The organism is Muribaculum sp. NM65_B17 (assembly GCF_004793735.1).
In the GTDB taxonomy this organism is placed as follows: Bacteria; Bacteroidota; Bacteroidia; order Bacteroidales; family Muribaculaceae; genus Muribaculum; species Muribaculum gordoncarteri.
This window is the reverse complement of record NZ_SRYY01000012.1, coordinates 1-26,327: the sequence shown is the minus strand read 5'-3', so window position 1 is coordinate 26,327 and position 26,327 is coordinate 1. Positions and strand designations below refer to the sequence as shown.

28 protein-coding genes are annotated in these 26,327 nt (G+C 43.1%); 5 read left to right on the top strand and 23 right to left on the bottom strand.

The genetic code is table 11. From position 1 onward, the window contains the following. Window position 1: 1 nt before the first annotated feature. The 16 genes from E5354_RS12690 to E5354_RS14420 all read right to left on the bottom strand — a co-directional run bounded on the left by E5354_RS12690 (window position 2) and on the right by E5354_RS14420 (window position 13,582). Window positions 2-1,060 carry a helix-turn-helix domain-containing protein gene (locus tag E5354_RS12690; protein WP_123550343.1) on the bottom strand — a complete coding sequence of 353 codons (1,059 nt, stop codon included), beginning with the start codon at window positions 1,058-1,060 and terminating at the stop codon, window positions 2-4. A 108-nt stretch (window positions 1,061-1,168) separates the two neighbouring features. Continuing rightward, complete coding sequence (locus E5354_RS12685; protein WP_123550344.1) at window positions 1,169-2,536, bottom strand: site-specific integrase; 1,368 nt, start codon at window positions 2,534-2,536, stop codon at window positions 1,169-1,171. A gap of 681 nt (window positions 2,537-3,217) precedes the next feature. Further along, window positions 3,218-3,817: a hypothetical protein gene (locus tag E5354_RS12680; protein ID WP_135947703.1), complete on the bottom strand. Its 600-nt coding sequence runs from the start codon at window positions 3,815-3,817 to the stop codon at window positions 3,218-3,220. Window positions 3,818-3,835: 18 nt separating this feature from the next. Continuing rightward, window positions 3,836-4,174 carry a hypothetical protein gene (locus E5354_RS12675; protein WP_135947702.1) on the bottom strand — a complete coding sequence of 113 codons (339 nt, stop codon included), beginning with the start codon at window positions 4,172-4,174 and terminating at the stop codon, window positions 3,836-3,838. A 7-nt stretch (window positions 4,175-4,181) separates the two neighbouring features. Beyond that, window positions 4,182-4,583 (bottom strand): lipocalin family protein, encoded by a 402-nt coding sequence (locus tag E5354_RS12670; protein ID WP_135947701.1) that lies wholly within the window; start codon window positions 4,581-4,583, stop codon window positions 4,182-4,184. Window positions 4,584-4,605: 22 nt separating this feature from the next. Beyond that, window positions 4,606-5,148, bottom strand: a complete 543-nt coding sequence (locus E5354_RS12665) for a hypothetical protein (RefSeq protein ID WP_135947700.1) — start codon at window positions 5,146-5,148, stop codon at window positions 4,606-4,608. A 399-nt stretch (window positions 5,149-5,547) separates the two neighbouring features. After that, on the bottom strand, window positions 5,548-5,859 hold the full coding sequence (locus E5354_RS12660; RefSeq protein ID WP_135947699.1) for a hypothetical protein: 312 nt from the start codon (window positions 5,857-5,859) through the stop codon (window positions 5,548-5,550). Window positions 5,860-5,925: 66 nt separating this feature from the next. Next, on the bottom strand, window positions 5,926-6,210 hold the full coding sequence (locus tag E5354_RS12655; RefSeq protein ID WP_135947698.1) for a hypothetical protein: 285 nt from the start codon (window positions 6,208-6,210) through the stop codon (window positions 5,926-5,928). Continuing rightward, window positions 6,207-6,374, bottom strand: a complete 168-nt coding sequence (locus E5354_RS14265) for a hypothetical protein (RefSeq protein ID WP_168353908.1) — start codon at window positions 6,372-6,374, stop codon at window positions 6,207-6,209. The genes E5354_RS12655 and E5354_RS14265 overlap by 4 nt, the downstream gene beginning before the upstream one ends. Beyond that, window positions 6,361-7,236 (bottom strand): BT4734/BF3469 family protein, encoded by an 876-nt coding sequence (locus E5354_RS12650; RefSeq protein WP_135947697.1) that lies wholly within the window; start codon window positions 7,234-7,236, stop codon window positions 6,361-6,363. Before E5354_RS12650 ends, E5354_RS14265 begins: the two co-directional genes overlap by 14 nt. 174 nt (window positions 7,237-7,410) lie before the next feature. Then, window positions 7,411-8,871: a DUF3987 domain-containing protein gene (locus E5354_RS12645; protein ID WP_135947696.1), complete on the bottom strand. Its 1,461-nt coding sequence runs from the start codon at window positions 8,869-8,871 to the stop codon at window positions 7,411-7,413. 3 nt (window positions 8,872-8,874) lie between these two features. Further along, the gene (locus tag E5354_RS12640) at window positions 8,875-9,144 is read right to left on the bottom strand and encodes a helix-turn-helix domain-containing protein (RefSeq protein ID WP_246863816.1); all 270 of its coding nucleotides are present in this window, start codon (window positions 9,142-9,144) and stop codon (window positions 8,875-8,877) included. 221 nt (window positions 9,145-9,365) lie between these two features. Beyond that, window positions 9,366-10,460, bottom strand: coding sequence for a hypothetical protein (locus tag E5354_RS12635; protein ID WP_135947694.1), 1,095 nt, complete (start codon window positions 10,458-10,460; stop codon window positions 9,366-9,368). 4 nt (window positions 10,461-10,464) lie between these two features. Further along, window positions 10,465-11,685, bottom strand: coding sequence for a site-specific integrase (locus tag E5354_RS12630; protein WP_135947693.1), 1,221 nt, complete (start codon window positions 11,683-11,685; stop codon window positions 10,465-10,467). Between the two features lie 340 nt (window positions 11,686-12,025). After that, entirely contained in the window at window positions 12,026-13,420 is a 1,395-nt protein-coding gene (locus E5354_RS12625) for an MBL fold metallo-hydrolase (RefSeq protein WP_135947692.1), read from the bottom strand. Window positions 13,421-13,447: 27 nt separating this feature from the next. After that, window positions 13,448-13,582, bottom strand: coding sequence for a hypothetical protein (locus E5354_RS14420; RefSeq protein WP_262712758.1), 135 nt, complete (start codon window positions 13,580-13,582; stop codon window positions 13,448-13,450). 204 nt (window positions 13,583-13,786) lie between these two features. Between E5354_RS14420 and E5354_RS12620 the strand changes: the two genes are divergently transcribed. The 5 genes from E5354_RS12620 to E5354_RS12600 all read left to right on the top strand — a co-directional run bounded on the left by E5354_RS12620 (window position 13,787) and on the right by E5354_RS12600 (window position 17,644). Next, window positions 13,787-14,149: a hypothetical protein gene (locus E5354_RS12620; protein WP_135947691.1), complete on the top strand. Its 363-nt coding sequence runs from the start codon at window positions 13,787-13,789 to the stop codon at window positions 14,147-14,149. 91 nt (window positions 14,150-14,240) lie between these two features. Further along, the gene (locus E5354_RS12615; RefSeq protein ID WP_123395379.1) at window positions 14,241-15,143 is read left to right on the top strand and encodes a helix-turn-helix transcriptional regulator; all 903 of its coding nucleotides are present in this window, start codon (window positions 14,241-14,243) and stop codon (window positions 15,141-15,143) included. 477 nt (window positions 15,144-15,620) lie between these two features. Next, a complete protein-coding gene (locus tag E5354_RS12610) occupies window positions 15,621-16,349 on the top strand; it encodes a hypothetical protein (protein ID WP_135947690.1) in 729 nt (242 codons plus the stop codon). After that, on the top strand, window positions 16,346-16,573 hold the full coding sequence (locus E5354_RS12605) for a hypothetical protein (RefSeq protein ID WP_135947689.1): 228 nt from the start codon (window positions 16,346-16,348) through the stop codon (window positions 16,571-16,573). The genes E5354_RS12610 and E5354_RS12605 overlap by 4 nt, the downstream gene beginning before the upstream one ends. Before the next feature lie 435 nt (window positions 16,574-17,008). Next, window positions 17,009-17,644 carry a hypothetical protein gene (locus tag E5354_RS12600; RefSeq protein ID WP_123395376.1) on the top strand — a complete coding sequence of 212 codons (636 nt, stop codon included), beginning with the start codon at window positions 17,009-17,011 and terminating at the stop codon, window positions 17,642-17,644. 92 nt (window positions 17,645-17,736) lie between these two features. Here E5354_RS12600 and E5354_RS12595 read toward each other — a convergent pair whose 3' ends face one another. The 7 genes from E5354_RS12595 to E5354_RS12565 all read right to left on the bottom strand — a co-directional run bounded on the left by E5354_RS12595 (window position 17,737) and on the right by E5354_RS12565 (window position 25,730). Next, the gene (locus E5354_RS12595; protein ID WP_135947688.1) at window positions 17,737-19,659 is read right to left on the bottom strand and encodes a DUF262 domain-containing protein; all 1,923 of its coding nucleotides are present in this window, start codon (window positions 19,657-19,659) and stop codon (window positions 17,737-17,739) included. Window positions 19,660-19,662: 3 nt separating this feature from the next. Next, the gene (locus tag E5354_RS12590) at window positions 19,663-21,435 is read right to left on the bottom strand and encodes a DUF262 domain-containing protein (protein WP_135947687.1); all 1,773 of its coding nucleotides are present in this window, start codon (window positions 21,433-21,435) and stop codon (window positions 19,663-19,665) included. 153 nt (window positions 21,436-21,588) lie between these two features. Next, on the bottom strand, window positions 21,589-21,795 hold the full coding sequence (locus E5354_RS12585; RefSeq protein ID WP_123395373.1) for a helix-turn-helix domain-containing protein: 207 nt from the start codon (window positions 21,793-21,795) through the stop codon (window positions 21,589-21,591). A 251-nt stretch (window positions 21,796-22,046) separates the two neighbouring features. Then, the gene (locus E5354_RS12580; protein WP_135947686.1) at window positions 22,047-22,562 is read right to left on the bottom strand and encodes a hypothetical protein; all 516 of its coding nucleotides are present in this window, start codon (window positions 22,560-22,562) and stop codon (window positions 22,047-22,049) included. A gap of 193 nt (window positions 22,563-22,755) precedes the next feature. Beyond that, window positions 22,756-23,421, bottom strand: coding sequence for a YqiA/YcfP family alpha/beta fold hydrolase (locus E5354_RS12575; RefSeq protein ID WP_135947685.1), 666 nt, complete (start codon window positions 23,419-23,421; stop codon window positions 22,756-22,758). Next, window positions 23,376-24,455, bottom strand: a complete 1,080-nt coding sequence (locus tag E5354_RS12570; RefSeq protein WP_135947684.1) for a reverse transcriptase family protein — start codon at window positions 24,453-24,455, stop codon at window positions 23,376-23,378. The genes E5354_RS12575 and E5354_RS12570 overlap by 46 nt, the downstream gene beginning before the upstream one ends. A 360-nt stretch (window positions 24,456-24,815) precedes the next feature. After that, window positions 24,816-25,730 (bottom strand): helix-turn-helix transcriptional regulator, encoded by a 915-nt coding sequence (locus tag E5354_RS12565; RefSeq protein ID WP_135947683.1) that lies wholly within the window; start codon window positions 25,728-25,730, stop codon window positions 24,816-24,818. Between the last annotated feature and the right edge of the window lie 597 nt (window positions 25,731-26,327).

The following is a 26,327-nucleotide window of genomic DNA, read 5'->3' as shown; positions in this document are numbered from 1 at the left end:
CTCACACTAATTGAAGCTGAGACTTGACGCTCTCGACAGAGGTGTTCAGAAGCACAGCGGCTTTAGAAAAAGATATGGCTTCATCGGCCAACGCACGATAAACCATGCGTGCGAACCGTCCTGACCGCTCGCTTACCACACGTGAGGTCTCGACAAGTTTCTTGAAATCAGGAAGTCTGTTCTTCTTAGTCTGAAAACCGGAATAACGCTTGTCGGAAATCACATTATTTGAGCGCAAGGCTATCATAATATCGTCGATAGATATGCCGAACTGACGCTGTATGTCAGTCAGTTCTGACAAAGATATGTCATGTCTCGAATCTCCCAACTTCGTTTTAAGCACGCTGACAGGAAGCAGTAGCTCACTCGCGAAAGCGTTGCAGATATGCTCAACTTCCTTTGAAGATACATCTTCAGGAATATCAAGAAGCAGATGCCCTAACTCATGCAGGGCAGTGAAGCGTTTGCGCTCAGTAGGGAAGTTACCGTTAACCACAATAAGAGGAATAGAGCTGTTGGCATATCCGCTCAATCCGTCAAAGTCGGTATCCTCTGCAATCTCAATTACCTTTACGCCATTATCCTCCAGGACTTCTATTGCGTTGGTTATGCCGTCATATCCCAAGCCAAGATGCTTGCGTACTTCATTGGCATGAAGCACCGCTTCATCAATGTTGGATACACGCTTGCGTGGCATTGAAAATTCAGTAGAACAACCGCAAAGCTGTTCAACCTCCAGATAACGCTCCAGTTCCTCCCGCACCTTCTCCCTCACAGCCATTGCCATGCGTTCAGGGAATTTCGGTTTCTTACGAAATTCCACACGGTCAACCTCGACGGTGAACGGACGGAAAAAGTAGTCAATCTTGACACCAAGAGCCGCCGCAAGTGCTATCAGCACACGACTGTCCGGCATCATCAATCCTTTCTCATACTTGTTTATGGCCTGCCGGGTTATGGCAGGAGTGACACATTGAGAAAGTTTCTCCAACGAAAAACCTTTCATCATACGAGCCTGTCTAAGACGGCGTGAAAATATGTCGTTAGTCTGCTTGTTCATGTTGATATATCCTTTGGTTGACAAAGTTAATAAAAATATTTTATTTGTCAACTACAAATAGAGGGGAAATGTTCAGTCATAGCTGATTATCCCCCCTCAAAATCCCGATTATTCGATAAATCCTATCATTTCTTTCTTTAAGTCGTCATCAATCTCGCGGTATCTTGCAAATGCCCTGCTACCCTCCTTGTGCCCGCTCAACGCTCCCACAAGGTTCGGATCTTTAACTTTCTTGTAGAGGTTGCCGACAAATGTACGACGGGCAAGGTGGCTGCTGGCTATCTCATCAATAGGCCGTTGTTCTTCCTCTCCAGTCGTGGGATTGAGAACGGTAACTATTCGTGTTATGCCACAAGTCTTGAATATCTTTTTTATAGCCACGTTGTATTTCTGCGAGCTGATGAATGGCAGAATCTTTCCGTCTTTCTCCACGTCCTTGTATTTTTCAAGTATGTCCTTTGCCCTCTGAGTCAGAGGAACACGTATAACGTCAGAGCGATCAGCCTTGGTTTTGCTTGCTATATACTCCACATAGCCATTGATGATATTGGCCGGGGTGAGACGCATGAGGTCGGATATACGGCAACCGATACAGCAGTGGAAGATGAATATATCGCGCTGCACTTCAAGCGGATTATTGGCTGAAAGGTCAAAATCCGCGATTATATCACGCTCCTTGATGGTGATATAGATAGGCGTCCCGTATCTTTCAGTGGTTTTGCCGTGGTATCTGGCAAATGGGTTGTTTTGCGTCAGTCCTTCCTCATTGGCCCATTTGAAGAAAGTACGTAAGCACGCAAATATTCCGATAATGGTATTGTCGCCTTTTTCAAAAGGACGGCGTGATTTGCGAACCTTGCGTGTTTCAGCCGGAAACTCCTCAAAGATTTTGGGGTACTTGTCGAAAATGGCCGGCTCATTACGCAGGAACTCCTCATATTCCTCAAGCACCTCGGTAGTGAACATTTCAAAATCAAGTTTATACGGCAAACGTCTTTTGATCTTGCGATATAGTTCAAAGCGATGGAGGCTACGGCTCAGTACGCCGTAACGACGATGACGCCATTCAGAAAGTCCACGCTTATCCGGAAATTCCTCGACAAGCTCGACGAATTTCTTTTGTAGCTTCGCTTCCACTTCTTTAGGTTTGCGCTCTTTCTTCGGATTATGGAAGCGATAAATTTCTTTCTCGAAGAAGTCCTTTGTAAGTTCTGCCAACGTATGCGCTTCGCATAGGTCGTAGATATGATCTTCAAGGTCGCGGAGCCTCCTTTCCAGACTCTTCAATTCAGCCATCTCCTTTTGATTGGCGCGAGGCTTAATTATGGATCCATCGGGATTGAAACGTCCGGGTTCAATGTATAATCCGCTTTTGAGACGGAGTTTTATGTCTTTCGATAGGCTAAGTCGGAAAAGTATTTCAGACCTGCCGTTACCCTCAACTCTTGAGGAGATATAACGCTTGATACTTGCCATAGGAGGACAAAAATTTTAATGGGTAGAGGACGGAAAATCTACCGTTTTCAGGCGAATTAATCGGAATTAACAGTTGATTATCCTTTTTACAAAGTTAGCAATTAATCTATTACGCTCCAAATTTTTTGTCCTCCTTTTGTCCTCCTATTTGAAATTTATTGATTTTTCGTGGAAACGAATGACACCAACTTTTGCAACAATATATTTTTAATACCCTATATATCAATATATTGTCAATTTTTTCAAAACTCGAACCTACTTCCATAACAGTGCATACCCTTTCATTTGGTTGCTTCTGTTCTGGGCACCACAAATAGCTGATAATCATTTGATTTTCAGCTATTTTTATTTTATGAATAAGCAACAGATAAGCAACTTTCAACACATTATCTGCTTTTGCGCCGATATTGGACAACTTGGGATGGACGGCAACGCCCACATTTTTGTGGCGGTCTATAATAAAAAGCGAAGCCTCCACGGATTGCAGAAGCCTCGCCTTGTTAGTCCTGAATGATTGTCGAGGTCAGCACTGTAAGGGGTGCAGGGGGGTAACGCCTCGCCCTTTCTGTGGAGCAGGGGTGCGAGGCAGAAAAATTTTTTATTTGATTTTTCCACCATCCTTTAATGCCGGACCAAGCCAACAAATGACGCAGATGATTGCGATTAGGAATCCCACAGCGATTATTTTATTTCGTCAAGTTTCTTGTTTGCCTGTTGGAGTAGCTGCACGAAATTGTCAAGCTCCTCAGGAGTGAGGCTTATGTGTGAATTGCTCTTATGCGCATCGACACTCAATTTGAGCGTCCACCCTTTGCCGGGATTCTCGGCGAATATCACGACATTATCCTTTGTGGTGTAGGCATACTTCTCATTATGGTCTGTCGCCCTGTTGAGGTTGCTTTTGATGGTGCTGACCGCCTCATAAAGCGAGGGCAGTTCCTTTTGGAAAATGAAAGCATCCTCCCATGAATAGTAATACTCACCGCCACAGTCTTTGCGTAGTGTAATGAACACGATGCTGTCGTTCTCGCTGGAGAATTTCTGCGCTTGTATCTCTATGCCTTTGAGATTGCCGATTTTCCATGTGTCGAAGTGTACGAGCTGCCCTTTGCTCTGTATGCTGTCCAAGCGGCTCAATGCAAGGGCGAGAGAATCCACCGCCGTATCATTGGCGATAGAATCATTTGCGGACTTTTCGCCGCCACTGCCTTTTAACCCTCCGCCGCAAGCGGTCGAGAGTGCCAATAGCGCAACGGCTAAGATTGGGAATATTTTCTTCATGGGAGATTGATTTATCGGTTAATACATATCGCTTGCAGACACAGTCACAGAACTGCTCACAGGCTTTGGCTTGCTTAATTGCATCTTGCCGCGAGAATTTTTGATACACACATAGAAATATGTCCCTTTTGTCTTAACGGTAGTGGTTTCGCCCACTTTCAATGTACCGAAATCGACATCACCATTGAGGTCGCCGTTTGGTACATCTGAGTACCATACCTCTCCGTCATACCAATCTATGCCCGACAGATTGGTCAACTTCATAGAGCCTGTAATATCGTCATCATCCTTAGAGCACCCTCCGAGAATGACAGACGACATTACGGCTGCGAAGATTATTGCAAGAATCTTCTTCATTTTCAGATTATCGTTTGGTCGCTCTTATTTCCATAGTTGAGCCATCCATCGACAAAGATAACTCTGCATGATTATCCGATAGGCTTTTCACAACGTATGTGCCATAAAGCTCACCATCGACATATGTCTTGATTGTCTTGCCGCTGATAGTGTATGTGCCTCCGCCATTACCGAGTGCGCCACGCCCGTAGTAGCTGCCATCTGAATTGAATGTGATGGAGAGCGAGAGAGAGGGGCGATTAGTAATGTCTATCCAATCGCTGTCCTCAAACTTGACTGAGGTTGCGTCCCATGTGCCGATTATGTTTTCTTTTATTCCGGCATCGGGTTCATCCTTATCGTCCGAGCAACTTGGCAGGGCGATTACGAGTGTTGCGAGTAGCAACATGAGCGAAAATACTTTTTTCATCACTGTTTGATTTTTTATTTGGTTATTCAACTGTTACATCCTGCATCACGGACGCATTAAAGGTGGTTCCTTCTTGAATCTTTGGCATACTGCCTTTCATGCAGCCACTTATAAGACCAAGAGGGAACAATAATACAGACAGGACGATAACGCCACCCAATTTGCTTCCTCCGTTTTTGCAACTGCTAAGACGAAGGGAAACACGCTTGTTGTCGATTGTTTTAGTGGTAGCGTGGGTAAGGCATATTTTACCTGCTTTGCCCCATGAACCATTTGGATCAGCAGAAAACTCTATAAAAGCGGGCGTTCCAGCCTTAATCAATACTCTTGTTCCATCTGCGGAATATACATCCGTTTCAACAATAGAGTTGATAGTACCTGTGTCCACTTTGTTGTCCGCTTTGAAATTTTCATTTACACGGAGAACCATTTGGGTGCCATTCTCCAACACGTTGCTTCTGTTGCTTGAGGTTTGTGCCAAAGCTTCAAATGGGGTACAGAACATGAGTGCCATAATAAGCACACATGAAACAATGCCTTTCCATAGTTCAATTTCTTTTTTCATCTGCTTGTGATGTTATTTGTTTCGTGCAATATTGCCATTATATCTGTTTGACTTGGTATGCACTATTGCCGATAAAACAAAAGCGCAGACTTTCGTCATACGCAGTCTTGGCTCACCACAAGCCATAATAATCCTACGAGAAAGTCCGCGCCGTATGGCACGCACTCACGGATTATTATTTTAAGCTCGTTCTTGTGTCGAGGTGGTGATTCAGACTGCGATTGAGCTAATATGTAAAGGTGCAATACCCCAAAGGAATACTGCACCGCAAAATTAGCAATAATTCGCCGATTGACAAAGGTTTCAGTCGCTTATTATTTCCTATTATGCTCTATAACATATATCAAAAGCAGAGAAAAGCCGCCACCACGGAGGGCAACGGCTCATCAGAAAAGAAAGTTACGGTATTGGGTTGAACTTCAATTTATCTTCAAGGCGGAGGTCATATAGGGCTTGGAAATATTCACTTACCCATTCCTCTTGGCTACGGCGTGTCGCCATCGCCGCTATCGAATTGCGGCTTGCCTTGGTCTGCGGATAGGCGGTGAGGAACGCATCGACCTTGCTCATGCCCAGCCACATCATCAGACAAAACACGACATCGGCACGGCTCATCTTCTTCGACAGATGAATCTTCGCAGGGTATTTCGCCAATTCCCACGCAATCTGCCACACGGGTTTGTCTTGGCTTTTCTTCTTCGTATGCTTCATAAGAATAAAACTTGACTTGTTGTTGTTTACTTAAGCATTGACGGCAGCCGACAGATTTCTTGACTTTTATCGCGGCATCTGCTGACCGCCGCCATGCTTTTTATTACAACAGTTGAGGTTGAGCGGCATCCGCAGGGGTGAATCCCAATCATTGACACGCAACCATTCGGGAACGGTCATTGCCGGGTCTTGCTCCGCTATAAACGCTTTCAGCTCGGCAAGGTCGGAATAGCCGTTTGCCTTTGCCATAGCGTCATCGACGCGCATCTGAATCTCTCCGCTAACCACGTTCTGCCGGAACTGAATCGGATAACGGTCGGCATACATCATAGTGTGATATTTCCAAGTCATAATATCTGTTTTTGATTGTTGAGGTTCTGTTTGGGTTCATATTTGCGGCATCGCCCGTACAGGAATGTAAGGGTCGGATTGCCGATTGAGGTACACGCCACTACTTTACAGCCGCTCTTACGGGCGTGTCGGCATGTCTGACATAACAGGTCATTCTGATTCATAGCGTTTTGTTTTGTAGGTTATACCATATTCTTTGCATCGGTTGAAAAAGTAACCGATTCCGCAGCGCGAGGCAGTCCGCAGACATTCCGAGAATTTGCGGTCGCATTTCTCGCGGTCGTATTTCTGACTCTGACTGCTTACCGCGTGGAAGTAGCCGCGCCCTGCCTCTCCGAGTTCGGCAAGTGCGAATCCGAGCCTCAACCAATCGGCATAGTCGTTGGTAAGGTCGGTACAACACGTTGCTATCTGCTCACAGCACTCCGATACCCGCGCTTCGGTTTCATCACTGCCGTAATACCGGGTAGGGGTTACAGACTTCGGTTGCGGAGGTGCATAGACCCCTTTGTACGGCACGGCATCGAATCGCACACGCGCTTCGGGGTCGTAGCTGCAAATCCGAAGTCTTGCAACATCTTTTGTCTGGGGGTCAACCGTTATTCCGAGCGAATCAAAATAGCGGCGCAGGGATTCCCATTGCTGAACGTGCTTTTCGGGATAAGCGATCGGCACGATTGCAAACACTCCGTTACCTCCTACGCTTCGTCCGGCATAGGCTACCATATCCATATCGGCAAGTTGGGCTATCAACTCGGCACAGTCCGGCACATCGTCCATATCGAGGGCGATTAACCCCGAATGTCGGATAAGACCATGTTTGCCACGTTTGCCGAACACTCCCGATATGGTAGCGCATGGCAGTTTCATCTTCATTGCCTTGCGCTCATCGCCGGAGGTCTGCCGCAGTCGGTCGATATAGTCTTTGTGCCGCAGACCTATATTGAGGAAGTCGCGCAATGTTCCGACACTTCCTTTGGTGTCGCTGACATTGCTGTATATAGAAATTTCTCTGTCGAATATCATAATGGGTTATCTTGTCTTGTGGTTATGGGTTATATTCGCCATTATTCTTTGAATATTAGGGCGTTGAGGCATAACTACATCATAAGTCGCTCATCGGAGAATAGGTAGGTTATGTGTTTGTTATGGCTTAATACGTTGTTATTCAGTATACAACGGCATATATAACCCATAACCTTATTGTTCTGATAATTCTGTTTTCTGTGTGGGTTTCGCTTTTGGATTCACGCATTGGCTTATGTAGGGCTGCGAGGTGTTCAGCAACTTGGCTAATTTGCCTTGCGTCACGCCCTTACTTTCAAACCGCTTGAAAAATGCGCGAATCAGTTCACGGTCATTCATCGGTCGTTGTCTGTTGCCGCTTTGTAGTTCCTCGTAAACCCTCATCTGCGTTTGGTGGAGGTATCGGCAGAGATCGCACGCCCATTTCATTTCCGTAGCTGTAACCTCATGCGAGTTATCGCCGTCAGCAATAGCCAGCATCCGGGCTACACAAGCCAAACGCAGCATGATTATGTCGAGCTTCGACAACACGCCTTTTTCATACGGCACAACATCGGCAACGTCTTTTGAATCTTCAATCTCCCTTTCGTAATCCATCGCGACATTGTTAGCCTCATCGCTTAATGTAAGCGTGATTTTCTGTTGGCGCAGGGAATAAAGCGAATTTATAAGACTGTTCCATGCCGTCATATCGGGAACGGTCGGAGTCCGCTCAATCACTTTCTTAGCCACAATCTGCGGCCAAAAGAACATGAATCTGTGCGTAAATCCGTTTGAGATATGCTGTTGGCTGAAACTGTCAGCAAGTATGCCCGGCTGAATTGTTCCGCAAAGGTTATACAGAACCGCATCGACTATCGCTGTCGATTCCTCGCTTTTGCGGTCGATTGTGAATCCCTCTCCAGTCCAATAGCTTAGATATGTGGAGATTTCGCCGCTTTTGCCGTACCGCCCAATATCGCCGAGCCATCCGCTCAATTCATCGCGAATCTGACATAGACCATCGGGAGAGCCGACAAGGATTTCTGCCAACGCCTCGCGTGTGGTGTCCGACACACATACACGCCGTTTCTGCGGCTTCGGCGGTTGCGGTGCGTTACCGTCCTTTGACCCTTTGGAGATTGCAGCGCATTTGGCTTTCCACTCCTGCAATTCCTCATCGTAAGCCTCTGCGAGAACCTTGTTTATGTCGAGAAGTGGGTCGCTAATCAGTTTTTGCGGATAGCTCTTGTTGCTACCGGGGTCGGCGATTACCACGCACCAAAAGCACGGTGGATTCTTATACCCTCTGCCGTCAAGTATGGATTGCCGCCCTGCTGCCGCTCCTGCTACCGCCAACAACGGCGATAGCACAAACTCGGTCGGCACTTGCTTTTTTGTGCAGATTTCGGTAATAATGTCCTGTACCGATTGAGGCAGTCCGTAAATCGGCGGCTCAAAGCGATTGTTCACTTTTATGGTCGGAGATACGGGCGCGAGTTTGAGCATTGACAGCACATCATCAATATCCGTCACGCTTGATACAACATCCTTGCTGACACCGTTGTATAAGTCGGCGGAAAGTTGTATCTTTGTATCACCTGCCACTGAGGGCTGAATCCTCGCCGGATTCTCCCTCTTTTTATTTGCTGCCATAGCCTATTTCCTTTTCATGCAGTATTGATTTGCTCGATCGGCTATCTCGGCGGCGGTAGCAACCCGATTGCTCTGTAACCATTCCTCCAACTCAGCACGGTTGAAGTAGCACATTTTACCCATCGGCTTGTAGTGCGGAATCTCGCCGCGCATCGTCAACTTGTAGAGGTAACTCTTGGAGATACCCATATACTGTGCTGCCTCATCGGAAGTCAGCACCGCTTTAGTGGTGAAAATTGTATTCGCCGTTATAAGGTCGGCAACCTCTCTCATCTGCTCTGTCATTTTTATAATAGCATTGAGGTTGAGGCTGTCCGAATAGGTGTATGAGTCCCCATTCTTCTTTGCCTGTTGCACAATCCGTTTGATACCCTCATACTTTGTATCTATCGGAAAGCAATGGCAAAATTAAAGACCATAAGCAAGCAAAACTCACTATATAGTTACTACGATAGCACTACATAGCGAGCGGTATGGTATTATGTTACAGCACTTTACTTGCCGTAAATTATTTCTTGCATTTTTTGGCGTGTAGGTGCGGAGAATAGGCGTTTTATATTTTTGATTGACTCCTCAGAATGTGCCTCAATATGCACTTGCCCTAAATTATCAACTTCCCAATATGTCTTAAATGGTTTTAGATGTTTCCCGAAAAATCCACATTCTAATCCCATGCCTATTGCAAACGCCTTCTTTTGTGCTTGCGTCATATCAATAGGCATAAAGTCCGAATCAAGCAAGCCTGCCTCTATCGCTTTTTGTAACACAGCCTCTGCCTTGGGCGTAGTAAATTCTTGCGGTACTTCTTTTTTCGCAGGCTCATTGTCTGTAATATCACATCCATATAGAGTGGCAAGCGTAGTGTCATTAGCGAGTTTCCCTATTTCGGTGCTATATAGATAGTCGGTGAATGGCTTTATGTGTTCTGCAACTTCTGCACTTATTACCCCCATTTCAAATGGCATTATTGTAAAACTACTTATCATTTTACATTCTTCCATTCCTACCCACAAAAGCATACTTTCCACTTCGGCAACTCCATATCCCTCTAATGTATCACGACACTCCAAATAGAACATCTCAAGTCCACGCATCACAGTTATCCGCGCCATTGCCGAAATAATCTGAATGTTGCCAAATACATCCAACATTGACGTGATATGATTTTTTATGGCTTGTGGTTTGTCCGTGTTATCCTTTATAAATTGTCCTATCTCTTTAAGTACTCTGAATATACATTTTGTAAGGTCTTGACCGAACAAATCAGTAACGCCAAAATTTTTGAGTTCTGTTAGAAACGGTTGAAAACTACACTTCATGCCGTATGCGTCAACACAGAGTAAATCATCCAAACTTACATCTTCCTTTTGCGGAGTGTAATAGTAGCTGAAAAAACCATCTTTATTTGTCAGCTCATTGTCGATTAGACCTTGAATGACAGGTGCAATATTTATTGGTTCTGCAATATCAGTCGGCACGGTTGAGGTCGGGAAAATGCAGGCTATCCCAAATTCATAGAAACGCCACTCCTTGCCATTAGGCTTGGCTGGTTTGTGTAATATATTCACGCAATATTGTTCGTTATCCATAAGTTTATAAGTCAAGTACTGAAAGGCTGTTGATTGCGTCCTGTTTGAGCGCATCGACAGCGCGTGTGTATTTCTCTGTATGTTTCAATCCGCTGTGTCCTAACAGCGCGGCCACAGTCTTGATGTTCGCTCCATTGTTGAGAATATTGACTGCGAAGCTGTGCCGGGCGCAATGCCATGTAATATGCTTATCTATTCCGGCACGTTTGCACCAATGACGCAGGGCTTTTAGGCACATCGTATGTGAGGGCAAAGGAAATATCAATTCATCGCGATTGCCCTCCACTGACGGCTTGCCTATCAAATCCAACACACCATCCGACAATGGTATCACAACACTGCTTGCACTGCTATGACCTTTTGTCTTGGCTTGCTCGAATTTCAACAGTCGATTGGAAAAGTCAACATTAGAATAGGTGAGGTCTTTCACATCGCAGAAGCGGAGGCCGCACCGCAGACAAAACAGGAACGCCCGGCGGATATTCTCGCTTTCGCCTTGATAGTGGCAAGTGATAAGCTGCTTAATCTCATCCATCGACAGCACATCTTTTTTGAGGCTACCATTGTCTATCGTGATACTGATTCCATGACAGGGGTCTTTCCGCATTACATCTTTATCGACTGCCGCCGCAATGATTTTCTTAAACCGTGCATACAGGGTGTGAGGCCCCTCGCCACGGAAGCGGTGTTGCAGATATTCAGTGAACGTCACAATCATTTCCTTGTCGAGCTGTTCGGGTTTAAGCCGCTTGGCATACTTCTGATATTCGGGAGTAGCGTTGAGGAAGTCAATAAAGACATCATGCGCCCTCTTGATATGCCGTTTATCTCCTTTAGTGTACGCCTCATAGTAAGACCACATCCAATCGAGAAAGTTAATGTTGCTATCCTTTTTCAGTCGGTAGCCCTCGCCCTGCTCCAATAGCTGTTGACCTCGCTCAAAGCGAATCTGTTTGGCAAGACGCAGGGTTTCGTTGTTCTCATTGCGTTCAGGCGTCGTTCTCGGAGTTTGCCAAAGGAATAAGTTTAGCCGCTCGGTTTTCCGATTGGCTTTTTTGTAGAGAGTGCCATTTTTGCTTTCGACCATCTGAAAGCCAAAATAATATTCAAGATAGAGCGAATCGCGACCATCCTGCAATGCCTGTGCCATCAGTTTTGGATTATCCCCTGTTCCACCCTCTATAAGTCGGGTGTTATTTGCGCGGTAATTCTTTTTGACTGCCATATCTTTTCGCTTGATTTCTTTTGTATTACAAAGGTACAAAAAATATCTGACTTAATAAGCAACCAATAAGCAACTTTTCGCAAAACAAGGTCCTTTTTATGAAGTCAAGAGAAAATGCCTAATTGCTAAACCGTTGTATTATACGACATTTGTGTTCTTTTGATTTCTCTTGAAAATACGGTTTAGTGCCTGTTCTGGGCACCACAACCCCTTGATAATCGACAGACTTTCGAGGGGTTTCTTATTTTCAAGATGTACTAAAACTCAATGCGAAAGCGTACTGCAAAAGGACTAATTGCAAATCCCAAAGCCGACGGTGACAGTTAGAGATGCAAAATTTTCATCCCTTATATGGGAAGATAAAGATTCTTTTTGCAGTGGTATCAGAAGCGATTTCGCCAAACTCAGTTTTGATTTTTACAAGTGGACGAACCACGACTTCGTCCCAGTCCCAATCCCACAAATCGGACTTATATTCTTGGAAATCTTCCTCACTCCGCGGGCCATCCTTATTAAAGTCTTTTCTCAGAAAATCTACCGTTAGCGGACCGATAATTTCACATGGAACCAGCACATCATCTATGACGGCGAGTACACGTTGGCCGGGGACATATCCGCAATCTGCCTGTTTGCCTTCATCGTCGGGCTTATGTCCGCCTTCAGTATATTCCGAGTGTTCTGTGAAGTCCGGATTATAAACGACATACAAGAATGGAGCCATATCTTCATCCGATTCTATAGAATAGCCAAGCAACCGCTTTGGCGCATACACAACGTGATGCAGAGCAGAATCCGCGTCATCCCACCACATAAACTCACCGAGGAATTTTTTATCGACCGTCCACCAATGTAAGTTTTCCGGATTATCGATGACCTCATAAGAATTGTCAGGAGTTTGAAATGCCATAACAAAGGCTGTAGTCGTATCGAACCCCGGATCTCGGATAGCCGAAAAGGATTCACCATCTTCAAGCAGAATCATAGGCCATTTCTCGCAGAACATGTCGGCGAAGTGGCGTGGATTGTCGGTATGTATCGGAATTATCGCTTTCGGCTTCAACATATCCAACAGCTCGTCAAGACTTGCCATGTCGCAGTGACCAATGCCAAACTCTTTTTGAAGTTCATGCTCCGATTTTATAGTTGCCGCAGGACTATTGACATTTGTAGCCACACACACCATATAATCGACCTTGCCTACATACTTTCCAATTAGCTGCGACAGTTTGCTGCCTCCGAAACCATGTATACAGAAATCTCCGGTATGGAACACCTTCAGCTTCTTTGCTTCGATGCGAAAGGCGTATGCGCCAAATGCCGAATGGTCGATAACAATAGGCATAATCCGAAACTCACCAAAAGAGAATTTTTCGCCCGGGACAAAAGTCCTTACTATGCCAAGACGCTCAGCCACAAAACGACATTCATCATTTGCCGGACTCAAATTATCCAAAAGTTCCTGTGCAATCTCTTTTGAATCCCGACCCATAAATATAGGCAGTTCGGGAGCTAAATCAGCAATTTTGCCAATATGATCGCCGTGATAGAGAGTTATCAGCAACGCGCTTTTGCTTAGATCTCCGCAGGTCAGGCCGTCTATTTCAAGAGCATTATTAAACACCGGCTCGCCTGACAACTGCTCGCCATAATCAACAAACAGTTTCCAACCGTTTGATTCATATTCGGTAACACATCCACCAATCCGGTCAGTGCCGCGATAAACTGTAATCTTCATTTCTTCAATTTTAAGTTTGTGAGAACTTTAATGAATACCGATAGCAAATTTCGGCAACCGGCTGTTAAGCTCCGGAAACAGCACAAGACTCTTGTCAATTTCACTTTCTGAACCAAGCTCGACAAACCACCATTCTATTTCATTTCTATATCTCTCTTTCATAATTTCAATGCAAATATAGACGACAAGTGTCTCAATTTGTGATACAATCCAATTTTTGCGATACTTATATTCCTGTATCGCAAAATGCGCCATGCCTACTTTACTTTTGTCGAAGAAAAGTCAGACATTATATGTGCAGAATGGTTGCGTAGCGGTTGTCTAACTTTTCGACATAAATCATAAACCCACAAAACTTTACAAATCATGAATTTGATAGATATGTCCCGGGAAGAAAGGTATGCCATGATGCGCAAACGTCATTCCTTTCTAAATTTGATGGTGAAGTCCTATACTTCACTGGAGGAGTTTGCCAAAGAAAAAGATGAATGGTTTGCCATATTGGGAGTAGAACTGACTCTTGGCACAAATTCTATTTCTCTGTATATGCAGCTCGACTACGATGAATATGAAACATATTATATCATCCCCGATGATGACGGCCAATTAACGGTCAGCGAAGTTGTATCTTGGCAAGATCCTTATTGCTTTAATGATGATATTAATATTTTCACTGAAGAATCGGTTGATGAAGAGGAAATTCTGACCTCAATTCATACAGCTCAATGAGGATGTATCGCTAAATGCGACATGTTTTGATTATCTTTGCGATGAATAACCCCCTTGGCGCTTTGCCATGACAAAGAAAACTTAAACAAATATGAACCAACTGCAAAAATACACCTGGTTGATCGACACAATCCGTCGCGCCGGGAAGATTTCCCACAAGGATTTGTCCAACAAATGGGAACGCTGCAAGGATCTGAGCGACTGCAGGCCGCTTCACCGTGCCACATTCAACCGCTGGCGTGATGCGATATACGAGCAATTCGGAATTATGATTGACTGTCAGAAAGTTGGCGGATACCTCTACTATATAGCCAACCCGGAGGATATCGACGAGGACAAGCTCAAAAAGTGGATGCTCGACTCGTTTGCCGTCGGCAATGCCATCGGAGAGAATCTCTCGCTGAAGGGGCGCATCCTTGTTGATGAGATACCTTCGGGACGCGACCATCTTACCACAATCCTTGAAGCTATGAAGGAGAACCGTATTGTGGAAATCGCCTACCGTCCGTTCAAACGATCGCACAGCTATACATTCACAATCGAGCCATATTGTGTCAAATTGTTTGAAAACCGTTGGTATGTGCTCGGCCGCAACAATCGTGGCGAGATTAAAATCTACGGGCTTGACCGGCTGGAAGAAACGCGAGCCACAGACGCGACATTCAAGCTTCCGAAAAATTTTGACGCAGCCGAATTCTTCGCCACATATTTTGGAGTCGTCATAGGCGACGGAACAAAGCCCGAACGGATAGTGATTCGCGCAAACGAAGACCATAAACATTATCTCCGCTCGTTGCCATTACATTCCAGCCAGCGCGAAATCGAGGACTACGGCGAATATGCCGACTTTGAGCTGTTTCTCGCTCCGACTTATGATTTCGTTATGAAACTTCTACAAGTCGGCTCGATGATTGAGGTTATAAGTCCGGCATCACTCCGCAAGACGATGAAAGGTTGGATTTCGGAAATGTATGAACTATATAGAAATGTCTGACGATGCAGTGTGTGCAGACTCAATGTTATGGTAGTACGCGGAGAACAAAATTAAATTCTGTCACCAAATCCGATACAACAGGAGTATAACTTTGCAGAGTAACTATAATCAACTACGACCCAATTAATCACACACATGACAGTAAAAGAATTGTTCCTCTACGTAGGATTCGATAATGTTCTCAATGCATTGCGTAATACACATCGCACCTGCCGTTCGATAAAAAGTGTAGCAAGCTATAAGGAAGCGTTTGATACTATCTGTCTGATAGAATTTGAAGGTGCTGGCGAGAGGAGTTGCTAATAGTTGCTTATACATCGGATGCGACTCCCTTGGCGATCGAAGAAGAACACCACCTTAGGTAAATGATTCAATCATTTGATAAAAAAACGCCTATTACATTTATCAACGGAGTTGACAATGAGGCCAAAGCTGACATTGCTCTCCAATTTATAATCATATCTAAAACACCAATTAATGATGACAAAAAGGACTGATTCAGGTATTCTTGAAAATTTTCAACAACCGTTTCCTATGAGTTTCAAAGTAATAGGAGTTGGCAATGGCGTAACAGACATAATCGAAAAAGTAAAATCTTTCGGTTATGACTGCGTAGGCTGCCTTGTCGCAAAGTCTACCGATGATTGTATCCCCATGGACGATGATAAAATGGCAATCATCGTAGCACGCGATAACGAAGAACTCGCCAATGCGATAGCCAAGACCTATCATGATGCAGGCGTACTGACCATAGGATTGGTCAATGGTGCCGACATCTCTTGTTACGATACTATTGCGATAGATACAGATAGCGGAACCTTTCCGGAAGTAATAAAAATATTGCTTGCTCCTTTAGCGACAATGGGCTATATATGCTATGACTTTAATGATCTATGCACGACATTACATAACCGCCGTTTTTTCAAAACTTTGGTCGCTGATGGTAAAAGCATTGAGGATGGAGTCATTAACATGCAGAGAAAAATGGAGAATGTCACCGTAGATAAAATTGAATTTATTTCTGCTCTTTTATATTTCAATCGTGAGAAGTTATCTGCTATAACGATGGATGATATGGCTCCATTTAATAATATGATGTCCGGTCTACCGGAGTCAATCGATGTAATCTGGGGCGTTAATTTTGATAATACACTATCTGATGATATAATCAGATTGTCATTCATTATGTCAGGTAGAGAACTATGAAAAAGCGCATTGCCACTGTCTATCTTCGGCTTATGAAATATGCCATGCTTATGGGTGTCTTCGGCGGAATCGCCACATTCATCGGGCCGCCTCGCCATGGTTTGATTAAAGCCGGCATAGGAATTGTGATTGGTGCAATGATACTCGGGAACAGACTTCCTGCGGCCTTGAAAGAACTCTATGAAATTACCGAAGAGTTTACAGATGATATGTTTCGGGAATAACTATCTATGGCAAAGAAAGTCAAAACTAAATCCCGACTCCCATCAACACCCTGTGACACCCGTCAACTGATTGAATGGATGTCACAATCATTAGCGCCCGATTTTGTGGTCTTAAAATCGGCAGATACGTAGTCGAATTATATAACAATGTAACGGATAAAATATAGGTAGTGTAGAAGGACGAACGTTCAAGAAAAATCCACGATTCCGACTAACGACAAAACACTTGTAGATTACGTGGCATTGTGTCGATAAGTTCACTATTGAGTGTACAAATAGAAGCATCTCCGCAAGTCATTTTTGGGCTACCTTTCTACACCCATAAGCGAAGGCTCAAAAATGGCAAAAGTGAAAGACGATATAGCAATGTCACCGTAATATAATTATTACCTATACCTCACAAAAACTTAGTACCTTTGCAAAAAAGGTAACGAAATGAATGTAATCGAACGTTTCAATAAAGCAATTGAATTTAATGCCGCCAACCCACAATTTGCGCCCATTGACGATGAATTTCTTGGTACACGAATCAATGGTGGATTTGTTTCTGATATTATAGACAATGGTAATCCTTGCCGTTGTTTTGTTTTTGATAATGGCGATCATTTCGTTTTTGATATTAATGAAGATATGCTATATCCGGCCGAATCATTTCCGCAAGAATGGTTTATTCATAAATATCTGGAGAAAATAATCTACGACTTCAAAGAAAAATATACATTATCACTACGGCAGGTTGACAACGAGGGTGCCATAAAAGAACCTTTCCTATTTTGCAACAAACGTGAAATAGAACTTAAAAGCAACGGCGTTGTCAGATTACTGCCATTCAGAAATCAAAAGATCGTATATATGACGAATATTCTTTTGCCTCGAGATTTACGACGGCAAGATATTGGACTAAAGTTGATAAGTGATATATTCTTAGTGTGTGAGAAACTTGGATATAAATTGCGTTTGACAGAAATGGTCGAGTCATTTTACAATCGTATGGTTCGTAGAGGTGCAGTAGTTATTATACCATACGATGAGGTTGAGATTACATCCGAAACTAAACTCGGACAATTTTAAATGTTAGTCGAATCTATAACAGATATAGACCATTATGACAAGGTCGTGGCAAAAGCGACCTCATCAAATGATGGTTTATATTGTATATGAATTCAGACTGAGAGTAAATTATAAATTTGATCAAGAAGATCTTCTATGTCTTTTTGATGTTCTTCAATTTCAACTTTACCCCAATGTTGTTTGGCTCTTGTAATACGATACATTATCAATCGTTTGGGCTGTAACCCTTCTTCAATCTTTGCCTTCTCCTCGGGACCTTTATCGTTCAGGCTTGAGTTTTTATGTCGGCTTATAAGGCACAGATTACCTATTGAATCCATATCTACATCGGTGTTTTTGTAAGACTGAGGAAGATGATGTTCCACAGAATTATAGTATCTGAATTGGAAATCGCTTATCTTATTTGCAAAACGCACAATAGACTTTTCTTGCTTTGATGCAAGCCAATAAAGATAATCAATGAAATTAAGCAAAAAACGAGGGGTATCAGTGCCGGCAGCAAGGAGGGGTCTACTTTCACTGTCCCATTTTTTCTGTAACATCTCATAATAATTCAAAGACCATTGTTCAATAACCCGGAGTAATGAATCGTGCTCAATGTTTATGTTATCCTTCGTTTCTTTGTACATCCACATGAGTACTGAATAAAGCCATTCTTTGTATTTTGGAGTCTTGAAAGTAACTTGAAGCATAGACTCCAATTTAACAATTCGATTGTTGATATCTTCTCGTTCGTCATTATCCGTGGAAGTACCGTTGGAGAAAGTGTTAACCAGTCCTACTCGAAAATATGTATTGCCGTTCTTGTTATATTCATATTTTGAGGGACGTTGCAGACGCCACTTTAGGTCATTTTCTTCGTCATCAGCATCGCCTTGAATTTTCACTACATACCGGTCAAAAAGCACTCTGATTCTTAACAATGCTTTAATAAAGTCCATTGAATCTGAAATAAATTCCGATTTCGTCACGGGCATTTTGTCTGCATTCAGCGGAACTGCATTAACCATCTTCTTTTCAGCCTCGGCATACAGACGCATGGCATGCATAAGGAAATTGGGGAAATCGATAATCGACTTCAGATCTGTGTCCGTTTCCTCCTTCATGTCCTCTGCGTCATGATTGTCATACGTGAACCCACTGTCAAGAATCCTGTCAATCGTATACTCGTTCTTGATTGAGCTGCCCACAAAATCTACATTGTCAATAATTTCAAGATTAAGACCATCGAATTGTTCCCCAAACAAGCCCTTATTTCTCAATTTGGAGAGAGTCTTTTGGATTGGTATGTCCATTTGGGAACAGGCGTCCCATACTGTTGAAAAAATATAACGCTGACTTGTGCCAAGATCGGACATCAACAATGCCTTTATAACCTCATGTGCTTGCAACTGTTCTCCGCGGTTGTTCATTATTTCGAAATATGCTGCCACATCCGTATCTTCAGGCAGAGGTGTGCACACCAATATTACTTTGTTGCGTATATACTCAGAAAGAAGAGCCTTTTCGCCATCCGACATACCTTTCAATGTGATAGAGGATTTTATCTCGCCGGTCTGTATTTCATAGCTTTCGACAATATCAAGTGATTCTGTCAATCGGGCGATTTTGCCGTCTATCCTCCTTTGGCATTCACTCTTGAAGGTGTCCCATGAAAGGGAATTAAAAAGACCGTCTAAAAAACGTTCAACAGAAGGTCGAGAATCATATGTAATGCGCGGCGAGGAAAGAATACCAAGATAACGGCATATTATATGTAAGGCCGTGAGGCGTTGCTGACCGTCTATAACTTCCCATATGCCATCCCTACGTTGCAACAGCACAAGGCTTCCAAGATAGTAGTTATCGCACTCGCCTTTTCCGAGATAACCGTTAGGAGAGTGATCATATAGGTCCTGCAGCAATTGTCCTATCTGGTCCTCAGTCCATGCGAAATTGCGCTGATACAATGGCACAACATAGCGCTCTCTCCATACTTCTTCTATGGTTCTGTTCAGCTGTTCTACCTTACTCATAGCTTACTTATTTTTAAAGAATGATTTAACCTCATCCACTTCAAAATTCACTCTCAGGTTCCGTTTAAATTCTTCAGCACGACTTTTTATGACGGAGAAATCGGATAGATTCTTAGCATTTTGTATTGCTGTAAAAAGCCATCCCGATTCGCCTTTGCCGCACATTGTGTTTAGAAAAATCTTTTGTTTTTCCAATCTTATGCGATATAGGCAGGCGTACACAGCCTCGAAAAGGGAATCCACTCCTTTCTCACCGAAGCGGTCAAATATTAGGATTATGGCCGATTTATATACTTGGCGTATGTAAGTGTCGCCCTTTCGCCTGCTTCCTCTATACTTACAGTACTCATGATAGAAATCTTTGAAGCGGTATAACTGCGATGAATTGCTGTTCAAGAATAGGCGTTTGTAAATTTCCACATAGGTTTCTATATATTCGAAAAATGGGCGGCCATTTACCAACAACTGATTAATGGATGCAAAGGGAGAGATGTTGTCGGGGTCACCATGTTCAAAACGGTATCTCACTTTGAACAATCCACTGTTCATGGATTGCATGAAACTTAACGCAATTTGTTGTTGGACAAGGATATTCTGGTACGCATATTCCAGATTGTTATCGCGGCCGAGCGTAAGCCCCTTGAACTCTCCAATTTCATGCTTACTGAATGTCGATGCGTATCCTTCTCTCGACCACTTTCTAATACGGAACAAATGTTCATTAATCACTTGACGCAACAAATCTTTTCGAGCGCCGTCCATGTCTATGAATAATGCGGCATCCTCCCATCTTACATCGCATTCGATTTTATCCTTCTTGGGTGCATCCGCCATAGCCCTGATATGGTAGGCTTTTAGGAGATTATAGGCTTCTAACTCTTTACCTCGACCATTTTGGGTTTCAAATAGTTGAAATGCTTCCGGCAAACGTTTCACGGATATACGGACTACACGACAATTAGTCAACAAATAATTACCAAAATCCTTGCGCTCCGAGCCCGATAAGTTAAAATCAAACCATTCTTGTATAAACTTAAAATTTTCTTGTATATGCCTATAAGAGTCGGAATGTCCATAGGTAAGTGGCGGAATCTCCACACACATGTCCAAGGCTTTGATTATTAACACTATTGTAGTAATACGCTGTTGGCCGTCAACAATATCGTTTATACATACATTTTTGTTACTTATATATCTATGGAGTATGACACTTCCAATCAAATAATCCAATTTACCTGATATCCTTGCGATGTTTACATCTTGAAGTAGTTGTTCAACATTTTTTGTCGTCCATCTGTATGGTCGTTGGTACTCCGGGATATGAAGATTTTCAGAATGTAGCAGATCGTCTATTTTGATCTTATGGGCGGAAACATCCATTTCTTCACATTCATATATCTTGTCAAAACCTTGTTCAGCCTCAAAATCAAGGATGTGAGGCAGCATTATGCGATTAAGTTCCAAAAAAGCTTCTTGAATCTCCTCCCATGAAGAGGGGGTTGTTTGTAATGTCCAGCAGCAACCTTGACGCCCCCACTCTTTTGAAACAACTCGAAAATCTGATACTTCTCTCCATAAATAATTGCGCAATGGGCGCCAATTTGGGCCTTCAATATGAAGGCTCACTTGTCCATCCCAGTACTCATAGTGAAGATTATCTCCTAATATGTTACCAGCTTGAATAAACCACCAATCACCGTTGCCAAGGTTTACTGTTTTGCCGGGAAATGAGCTATTCGCAAATTCCAACTTTTGTTCGTCACTTATTGGTTCCATATTATTTGCTGTTGTTCTTACTACGTTATCATTATCTAAAAAATCTATTTATAAAGCTAATTTCAGATTCAAAGGTCATGATTCCCCCAAATTATACTACTTTTCAAATCTTCAAAGTATAGAAGAGGGGAAGTGAAATGACTGGCCATGGGCTTATTTGGTATTAACGATCAATTCTCGGATGTTTATATTAAGAATTTCGGCCATCTCGACAAGTGTTTTCAAGTCAGGCTGAATGGCGTTGGTACACCATTTGGAAACCGTTGCTGGGCCTTTGCCAAGTTGTTGAACCAACCACTTTCCTTGCTTGTCAATTTCGGCAAGCACAGTCTTTATCCTATTGAGTTTAACGATTTTCATATTCAACTAATTGGCTTCTAATGCAAATTTACTAATAAGTTTAGAGATGCCCAAGACAATAATTAGCTGCGGACAAAAATTTTCGGAGGAAGAAGTTCAGTGCATTAGAGCGTCACAATGCCATGCCGTGACATAAGGATTAGCCGCAATGGGACACAAGAAGGTCGGGAAGTTCACGCAACACTTCCCGACCGTTAATCCTTATAGTCTGTGAGTTAGACATTAACTTCCATAGACTTAGCCCGATAGCATTAATTGATGCCTATTGCTTCTTGCATAATCTTTTTAGAGCGGGCCTCCACCATGGCTCGCCATAAAGAGGAATCCTGCAGCTTGGACATCGGTATGTATTGCTGGAAGCGAGCGAAGAACTCTACCGGCTTCTCTATGTTCCAATTGGTAATTATTTCGCCCCAGTTCACTTTGTCGGCAAACTTTTCAAGCAGACTCCAGTTATTGTAGAGCACATCGCGGTTGGAAAGGCATTTCCAGTCCCATTTGCCGGAAAATTTGTTTAGAGTTGTTTCTGTTATTATGTTGTCGGGACATGAGTTGGAAAAGTCGTCCCAATGAATTTTATTGGCATATTTTGATATGCCGTCGACTGTCCAAAGAATACTCTGATTGCCACTGATTTCTTCCCAATCGAGTTTGTCGGCAAACTTTTCAATCATTTCCATGCTGAATGATTCACGGCTTGACACCTCTTTCCATGCTTCGGACTCAAGTACCGAATTCAAAAATTCATTGTTTGTTATTGATTCCATATTGTTATGATTTTAATGTTACACTGCAAAATTATGCTCATGCTGTATCAAACCGCGATACATGATTAAAATTTTTCAATCCCACCAACTTTTCATGTTATGATCGAGCCATTTCCAAAGGATATGGAAAGCCTTGTCACGATATAACTTAGCGACACATACTCCTTTTCTATTTCATATTTGGGCTTTCCATTCATAAGTGAATCGAACCAAGCGGAAAAATCCTGCCTGAAGTGTGGTCCAGGCGCCTCATCCAATTGATTACCGGAATAATGATGTTCTTAATCACATCCTCGTTAAGGCGATGGCCACCCGGAAATGTTGACCAATAAGAATAATGTTCGCGATACTCGTCCCTACAGTCGCATACCTCGTCAGCCCCGCCAAAGAGTCCGATTACCCCCTCCGGATTCATGTCATCGACATAAAAGAGATTTGCCTCCATCTCTTCAAATTCACGGATTAAAGACTCTGTGACCTCAAAGGATTCATGACCATCCTCTCTTTTTGAGAAGAACTGGAGCTGTTTGCCCTTGTTCTCCTTAAGAAGGCCTGATACGTGAAATGCCGGATTGACAAGGATTCTGCGATAACCTTTCATCTGACACGCATACATGGCACCCATGGATGTACCGACTACGATTGTGTCGTCAGTCCTATACTCTCCGGCAAGGCTCAGCAACAATTGAAGAGCCTCAATTGGGCTGACAGGAATGTCGGGAGTGACAACATTGTCGTCAGGAAGCAGTTCTCGAAGCTTTTTTGCAGTGTTGGACTGTCCCGATGAGGCGAGTCCATGTAAATAAATGATGTTCATATTGCTTTTTGCATTTGGTTTGACTTTTGTTTTTCTTTCCACTGAAGGCAGTTGAACCGGCTTTTCAGCTTTCGATAAGTCGAGTCTTCTTTGCCTTTGATCATTTCAAGATAGTTTATTTTACCGTCTATTACATTGACAAGGTTCTTTTCCTTACCCTTGCAGAAATCCCGGGTGAAGATAATCTGAGCCTGTGTATAACCATATTTCTCCCACAAGTGCAAAAGCACTCGCAGATGTTTTATGTAGGAGCGTGGAACATTGATCTTATCGCCTACAATGACTCCGGTAACTTCTTGGCGTGTGCCACTGACTAATGTCTTTGTTTTCTTCTCGTTCACTTTTAATCCATATCCCGCTATGATGTTGTAAATCCTTGATTGCCAGAACAGGCTCATTCTGCGAATTGATTTGCTGTGGCTGAATGTTATATCATCAGCATAGCGGGAATAGTTACACCCCATTCGTTCGGCGAGCTTTGACATATATTTATCAAAGCTTTTCAGCACAATATTAGACAATACCGGCGATGTCGGAGCACCCTGCGGAAGTACTTCGATACCCGAACTATTAGGAACGGTACATAGTCTGCATATAATATTGATGACCTCTTTGCTTTGCAATTTGTCACCAAGTTCCCTGTGAAGCGCCCTGCGAACCATAATTTTAGTTATGCTCGTAAAGAAATTTTCAAGATCCGTATTAAATATGCAGGTTTGACCCACGTGTATCAATGCATTATCCTTGACACTTCTATCTAATACAAAGCCGGTGGCATGGTTGTCGGGCACGAATATAGATTGTATGAGAATGTTTATTGCCGACTGGATAGTCTTTAGCGGTTTTATCGGAGCGCTGATTTTGCGCTGTCCACCTGATTTTTTGGGGATTGAAAACTCAACATAAGCGGATTTTCTCGCATTGGCTGACGCATACCGCATTATCTGCCTGCCTGATTTTGGCTCGGCCAAGCTCCAGCAGTCGACAAGCGGTGATATAAAATTCAGTACTTCAAATAATTCCTTGCGATTACCGATGGTTAAGTCCTTGAGATAGTCTGCAATTTGGGCTCGCATATTTCAATCATTTTGCGAGAACAAAGAAAACATCGGTCTTCCTTTCGTGTTCGCAGGATGGTCGAGGCTTCGGCAATGTGCGCTGTGAACGAGGGAGTGCATTTCACATCACCGAGAGCGTAGCGAAGGTGATGAAGCATGCACAACTGGAGTGAACAGCGTGCAGGGCCGATGCCGAGTAACTGACATTGGGTGGCGTCTTGATGTAAATCAGGACGAAGTCTGCCGGATGCAGCAGACAGGTTGCAAAGATACGACCGATGTTTTCAATGTCCTCTTTTCTTGTTTATGACGCAAAAATATGGAGGACATGTGAAAAATCGTTTCATATATGAAAACGATTTTCAAAAATTGCTGAATCTATTTGTACAAAGCGGTCAAAGCCTCAGCCTTTTCTTTTATTAAATTGCGCAGCCAAACAGGAGCAAGCACCTCTATATCATTGCCGTGGCTTAAAATCTCCTGAATAAAATCATATGCCGGCGACATATAGAAGCCGAACGTGGTGAAATCCTCTCCATTTTCCAGTTCCTCCTGTGAATGATGCAGTGGCAGCGACCTCATATACTTGGGAAATTCTCGGTAACATTTCAAAATCACCCGTGTGAGCCGGGAACATTCATCGGAACAGATCCCATAGAAATTTGTAAAGAAATCCTTCGCCGAAAAATCCTCCGGGTACTCAAATCGTTCTGTGGTAAGTTCAAGATTCGTAATTCGGTCAAGCGCGAAAATCAGCCGCTTGCCGCTATCAATGGTTTGACCAAGCACATACCACCTTCTCTTGAACAATTTGAGGCACAGTGGCTCCAACGTTCTATTGGTGTCGTTTTTCGTCGAGGAATGAAACGAGGTATATTGGAAGACTATTCTCACATTGTCCCTCAACGCCTGCGAAAGCAATGTCAGCCATTCGCGTCCTCCGGGAATCGGTTCGAGAACAATTTTATTGGCTATTGACTTGTTTTCAAGGAGCAACTGCTCAGCAGCCATACTGTCGGTAAGCCAGTTCAGAACATCATTCTTCTCTATTTCATCCTGATTGGCGATATAATACTGACTGTTTTCTCTCTTGGAAGTGCATTGAATATCAACCCCCAGTTCCGTAAGAATAGCCATCCTATGATTATGGAATGTGCGCTTTGACAATTCCACACCCTTATAGTTCAGGGAAGAGTTGTCCCATTTTTCACTGATCTCCCTAAAGGTCAATTTACCGGCATCAAGAATGGTATTAATAAGCCAGATATATTTGCGTAATGTCGAGTCAGCCATAATTCACAACTTTATACGATTACAAAGATAACCATAATGTGTGAAGATGATTTTCATACATTCACTTTTTTGTAGTTTAAAATAAGGTAAACTATTTCAGTTCACATTGCCGCCTTTTAACAGCCGAAATTTTTGCAAAATGAGCGAAACCACTTCATCGCGAGGTCGCCCAATTTTGACTATGTAATCGATTTATCACTTTACTCAATGAAACATATTAGGTAGACGCATTGATTACGATGATACGGTTGCCCTTTGTTGCGAAGATAGGCCCAAATATCGAATACACGCTGGAAGGTTTCGCTGTCACGCCTTATTTCCAATAGAGAACCAAGATGAAGTAGCCCGTAATTCTTATTAAGTGAAAATATGTTACTGCTACAAAATCAACTGATTGTATAAAATAAGAAAGAGATGTCTCACGACATCTCTTTCCGTTTAAACCTTTATCTTAATCTAATACTATGAAAAACACACATACAAATGTACGCATTTTTCCACATACGTTCAAAATATTTCACCTATGTTTAACATATTTTTTGCAATATTGTCCTAAACGTTTTGGGCAAAAATAAAAATAGGAAGTAGTTACTAAGG

What these genes read in the sequence shown, in the direction of transcription:
- E5354_RS12675 (WP_135947702.1), bottom strand. Translation starts at nt 4,174, where the DNA reads ATGAAGAAGATTCTTGCAATAATCTTCGCAGCCGTAATGTCGTCTGTC.
- E5354_RS12605 (WP_135947689.1), top strand. Translation starts at nt 16,346, where the DNA reads ATGAAAAAGCGCATTGCCACTGTCTATCTTCGGCTTATGAAATATGCC.
- E5354_RS12685 (WP_123550344.1), bottom strand. Translation starts at nt 2,536, where the DNA reads ATGGCAAGTATCAAGCGTTATATCTCCTCAAGAGTTGAGGGTAACGGC.
- E5354_RS14265 (WP_168353908.1), bottom strand. Translation starts at nt 6,374, where the DNA reads ATGAATCAGAATGACCTGTTATGTCAGACATGCCGACACGCCCGTAAG.
- E5354_RS14420 (WP_262712758.1), bottom strand. Translation starts at nt 13,582, where the DNA reads ATGAAAGAGAGATATAGAAATGAAATAGAATGGTGGTTTGTCGAGCTT.
- E5354_RS12580 (WP_135947686.1), bottom strand. Translation starts at nt 22,562, where the DNA reads ATGGAATCAATAACAAACAATGAATTTTTGAATTCGGTACTTGAGTCC.
- E5354_RS12630 (WP_135947693.1), bottom strand. Translation starts at nt 11,685, where the DNA reads ATGGCAGTCAAAAAGAATTACCGCGCAAATAACACCCGACTTATAGAG.
- E5354_RS12600 (WP_123395376.1), top strand. Translation starts at nt 17,009, where the DNA reads ATGAATGTAATCGAACGTTTCAATAAAGCAATTGAATTTAATGCCGCC.
- E5354_RS12690 (WP_123550343.1), bottom strand. Translation starts at nt 1,060, where the DNA reads ATGAACAAGCAGACTAACGACATATTTTCACGCCGTCTTAGACAGGCT.
- E5354_RS12625 (WP_135947692.1), bottom strand. Translation starts at nt 13,420, where the DNA reads ATGAAGATTACAGTTTATCGCGGCACTGACCGGATTGGTGGATGTGTT.
- E5354_RS12660 (WP_135947699.1), bottom strand. Translation starts at nt 5,859, where the DNA reads ATGAAGCATACGAAGAAGAAAAGCCAAGACAAACCCGTGTGGCAGATT.
- E5354_RS12665 (WP_135947700.1), bottom strand. Translation starts at nt 5,148, where the DNA reads ATGAAAAAAGAAATTGAACTATGGAAAGGCATTGTTTCATGTGTGCTT.
- E5354_RS12655 (WP_135947698.1), bottom strand. Translation starts at nt 6,210, where the DNA reads ATGACTTGGAAATATCACACTATGATGTATGCCGACCGTTATCCGATT.
- E5354_RS12570 (WP_135947684.1), bottom strand. Translation starts at nt 24,455, where the DNA reads ATGCGAGCCCAAATTGCAGACTATCTCAAGGACTTAACCATCGGTAAT.
- E5354_RS12615 (WP_123395379.1), top strand. Translation starts at nt 14,241, where the DNA reads ATGAACCAACTGCAAAAATACACCTGGTTGATCGACACAATCCGTCGC.
- E5354_RS12565 (WP_135947683.1), bottom strand. Translation starts at nt 25,730, where the DNA reads ATGGCTGACTCGACATTACGCAAATATATCTGGCTTATTAATACCATT.
- E5354_RS12610 (WP_135947690.1), top strand. Translation starts at nt 15,621, where the DNA reads ATGATGACAAAAAGGACTGATTCAGGTATTCTTGAAAATTTTCAACAA.
- E5354_RS12640 (WP_246863816.1), bottom strand. Translation starts at nt 9,144, where the DNA reads ATGAGAGAGGTTGCCGACCTTATAACGGCGAATACAATTTTCACCACT.
- E5354_RS12585 (WP_123395373.1), bottom strand. Translation starts at nt 21,795, where the DNA reads ATGAAAATCGTTAAACTCAATAGGATAAAGACTGTGCTTGCCGAAATT.
- E5354_RS12620 (WP_135947691.1), top strand. Translation starts at nt 13,787, where the DNA reads ATGAATTTGATAGATATGTCCCGGGAAGAAAGGTATGCCATGATGCGC.
- E5354_RS12590 (WP_135947687.1), bottom strand. Translation starts at nt 21,435, where the DNA reads ATGGAACCAATAAGTGACGAACAAAAGTTGGAATTTGCGAATAGCTCA.
- E5354_RS12670 (WP_135947701.1), bottom strand. Translation starts at nt 4,583, where the DNA reads ATGAAAAAAGTATTTTCGCTCATGTTGCTACTCGCAACACTCGTAATC.
- E5354_RS12645 (WP_135947696.1), bottom strand. Translation starts at nt 8,871, where the DNA reads ATGGCAGCAAATAAAAAGAGGGAGAATCCGGCGAGGATTCAGCCCTCA.
- E5354_RS12595 (WP_135947688.1), bottom strand. Translation starts at nt 19,659, where the DNA reads ATGAGTAAGGTAGAACAGCTGAACAGAACCATAGAAGAAGTATGGAGA.
- E5354_RS12635 (WP_135947694.1), bottom strand. Translation starts at nt 10,460, where the DNA reads ATGGATAACGAACAATATTGCGTGAATATATTACACAAACCAGCCAAG.
- E5354_RS12650 (WP_135947697.1), bottom strand. Translation starts at nt 7,236, where the DNA reads ATGATATTCGACAGAGAAATTTCTATATACAGCAATGTCAGCGACACC.
- E5354_RS12680 (WP_135947703.1), bottom strand. Translation starts at nt 3,817, where the DNA reads ATGAAGAAAATATTCCCAATCTTAGCCGTTGCGCTATTGGCACTCTCG.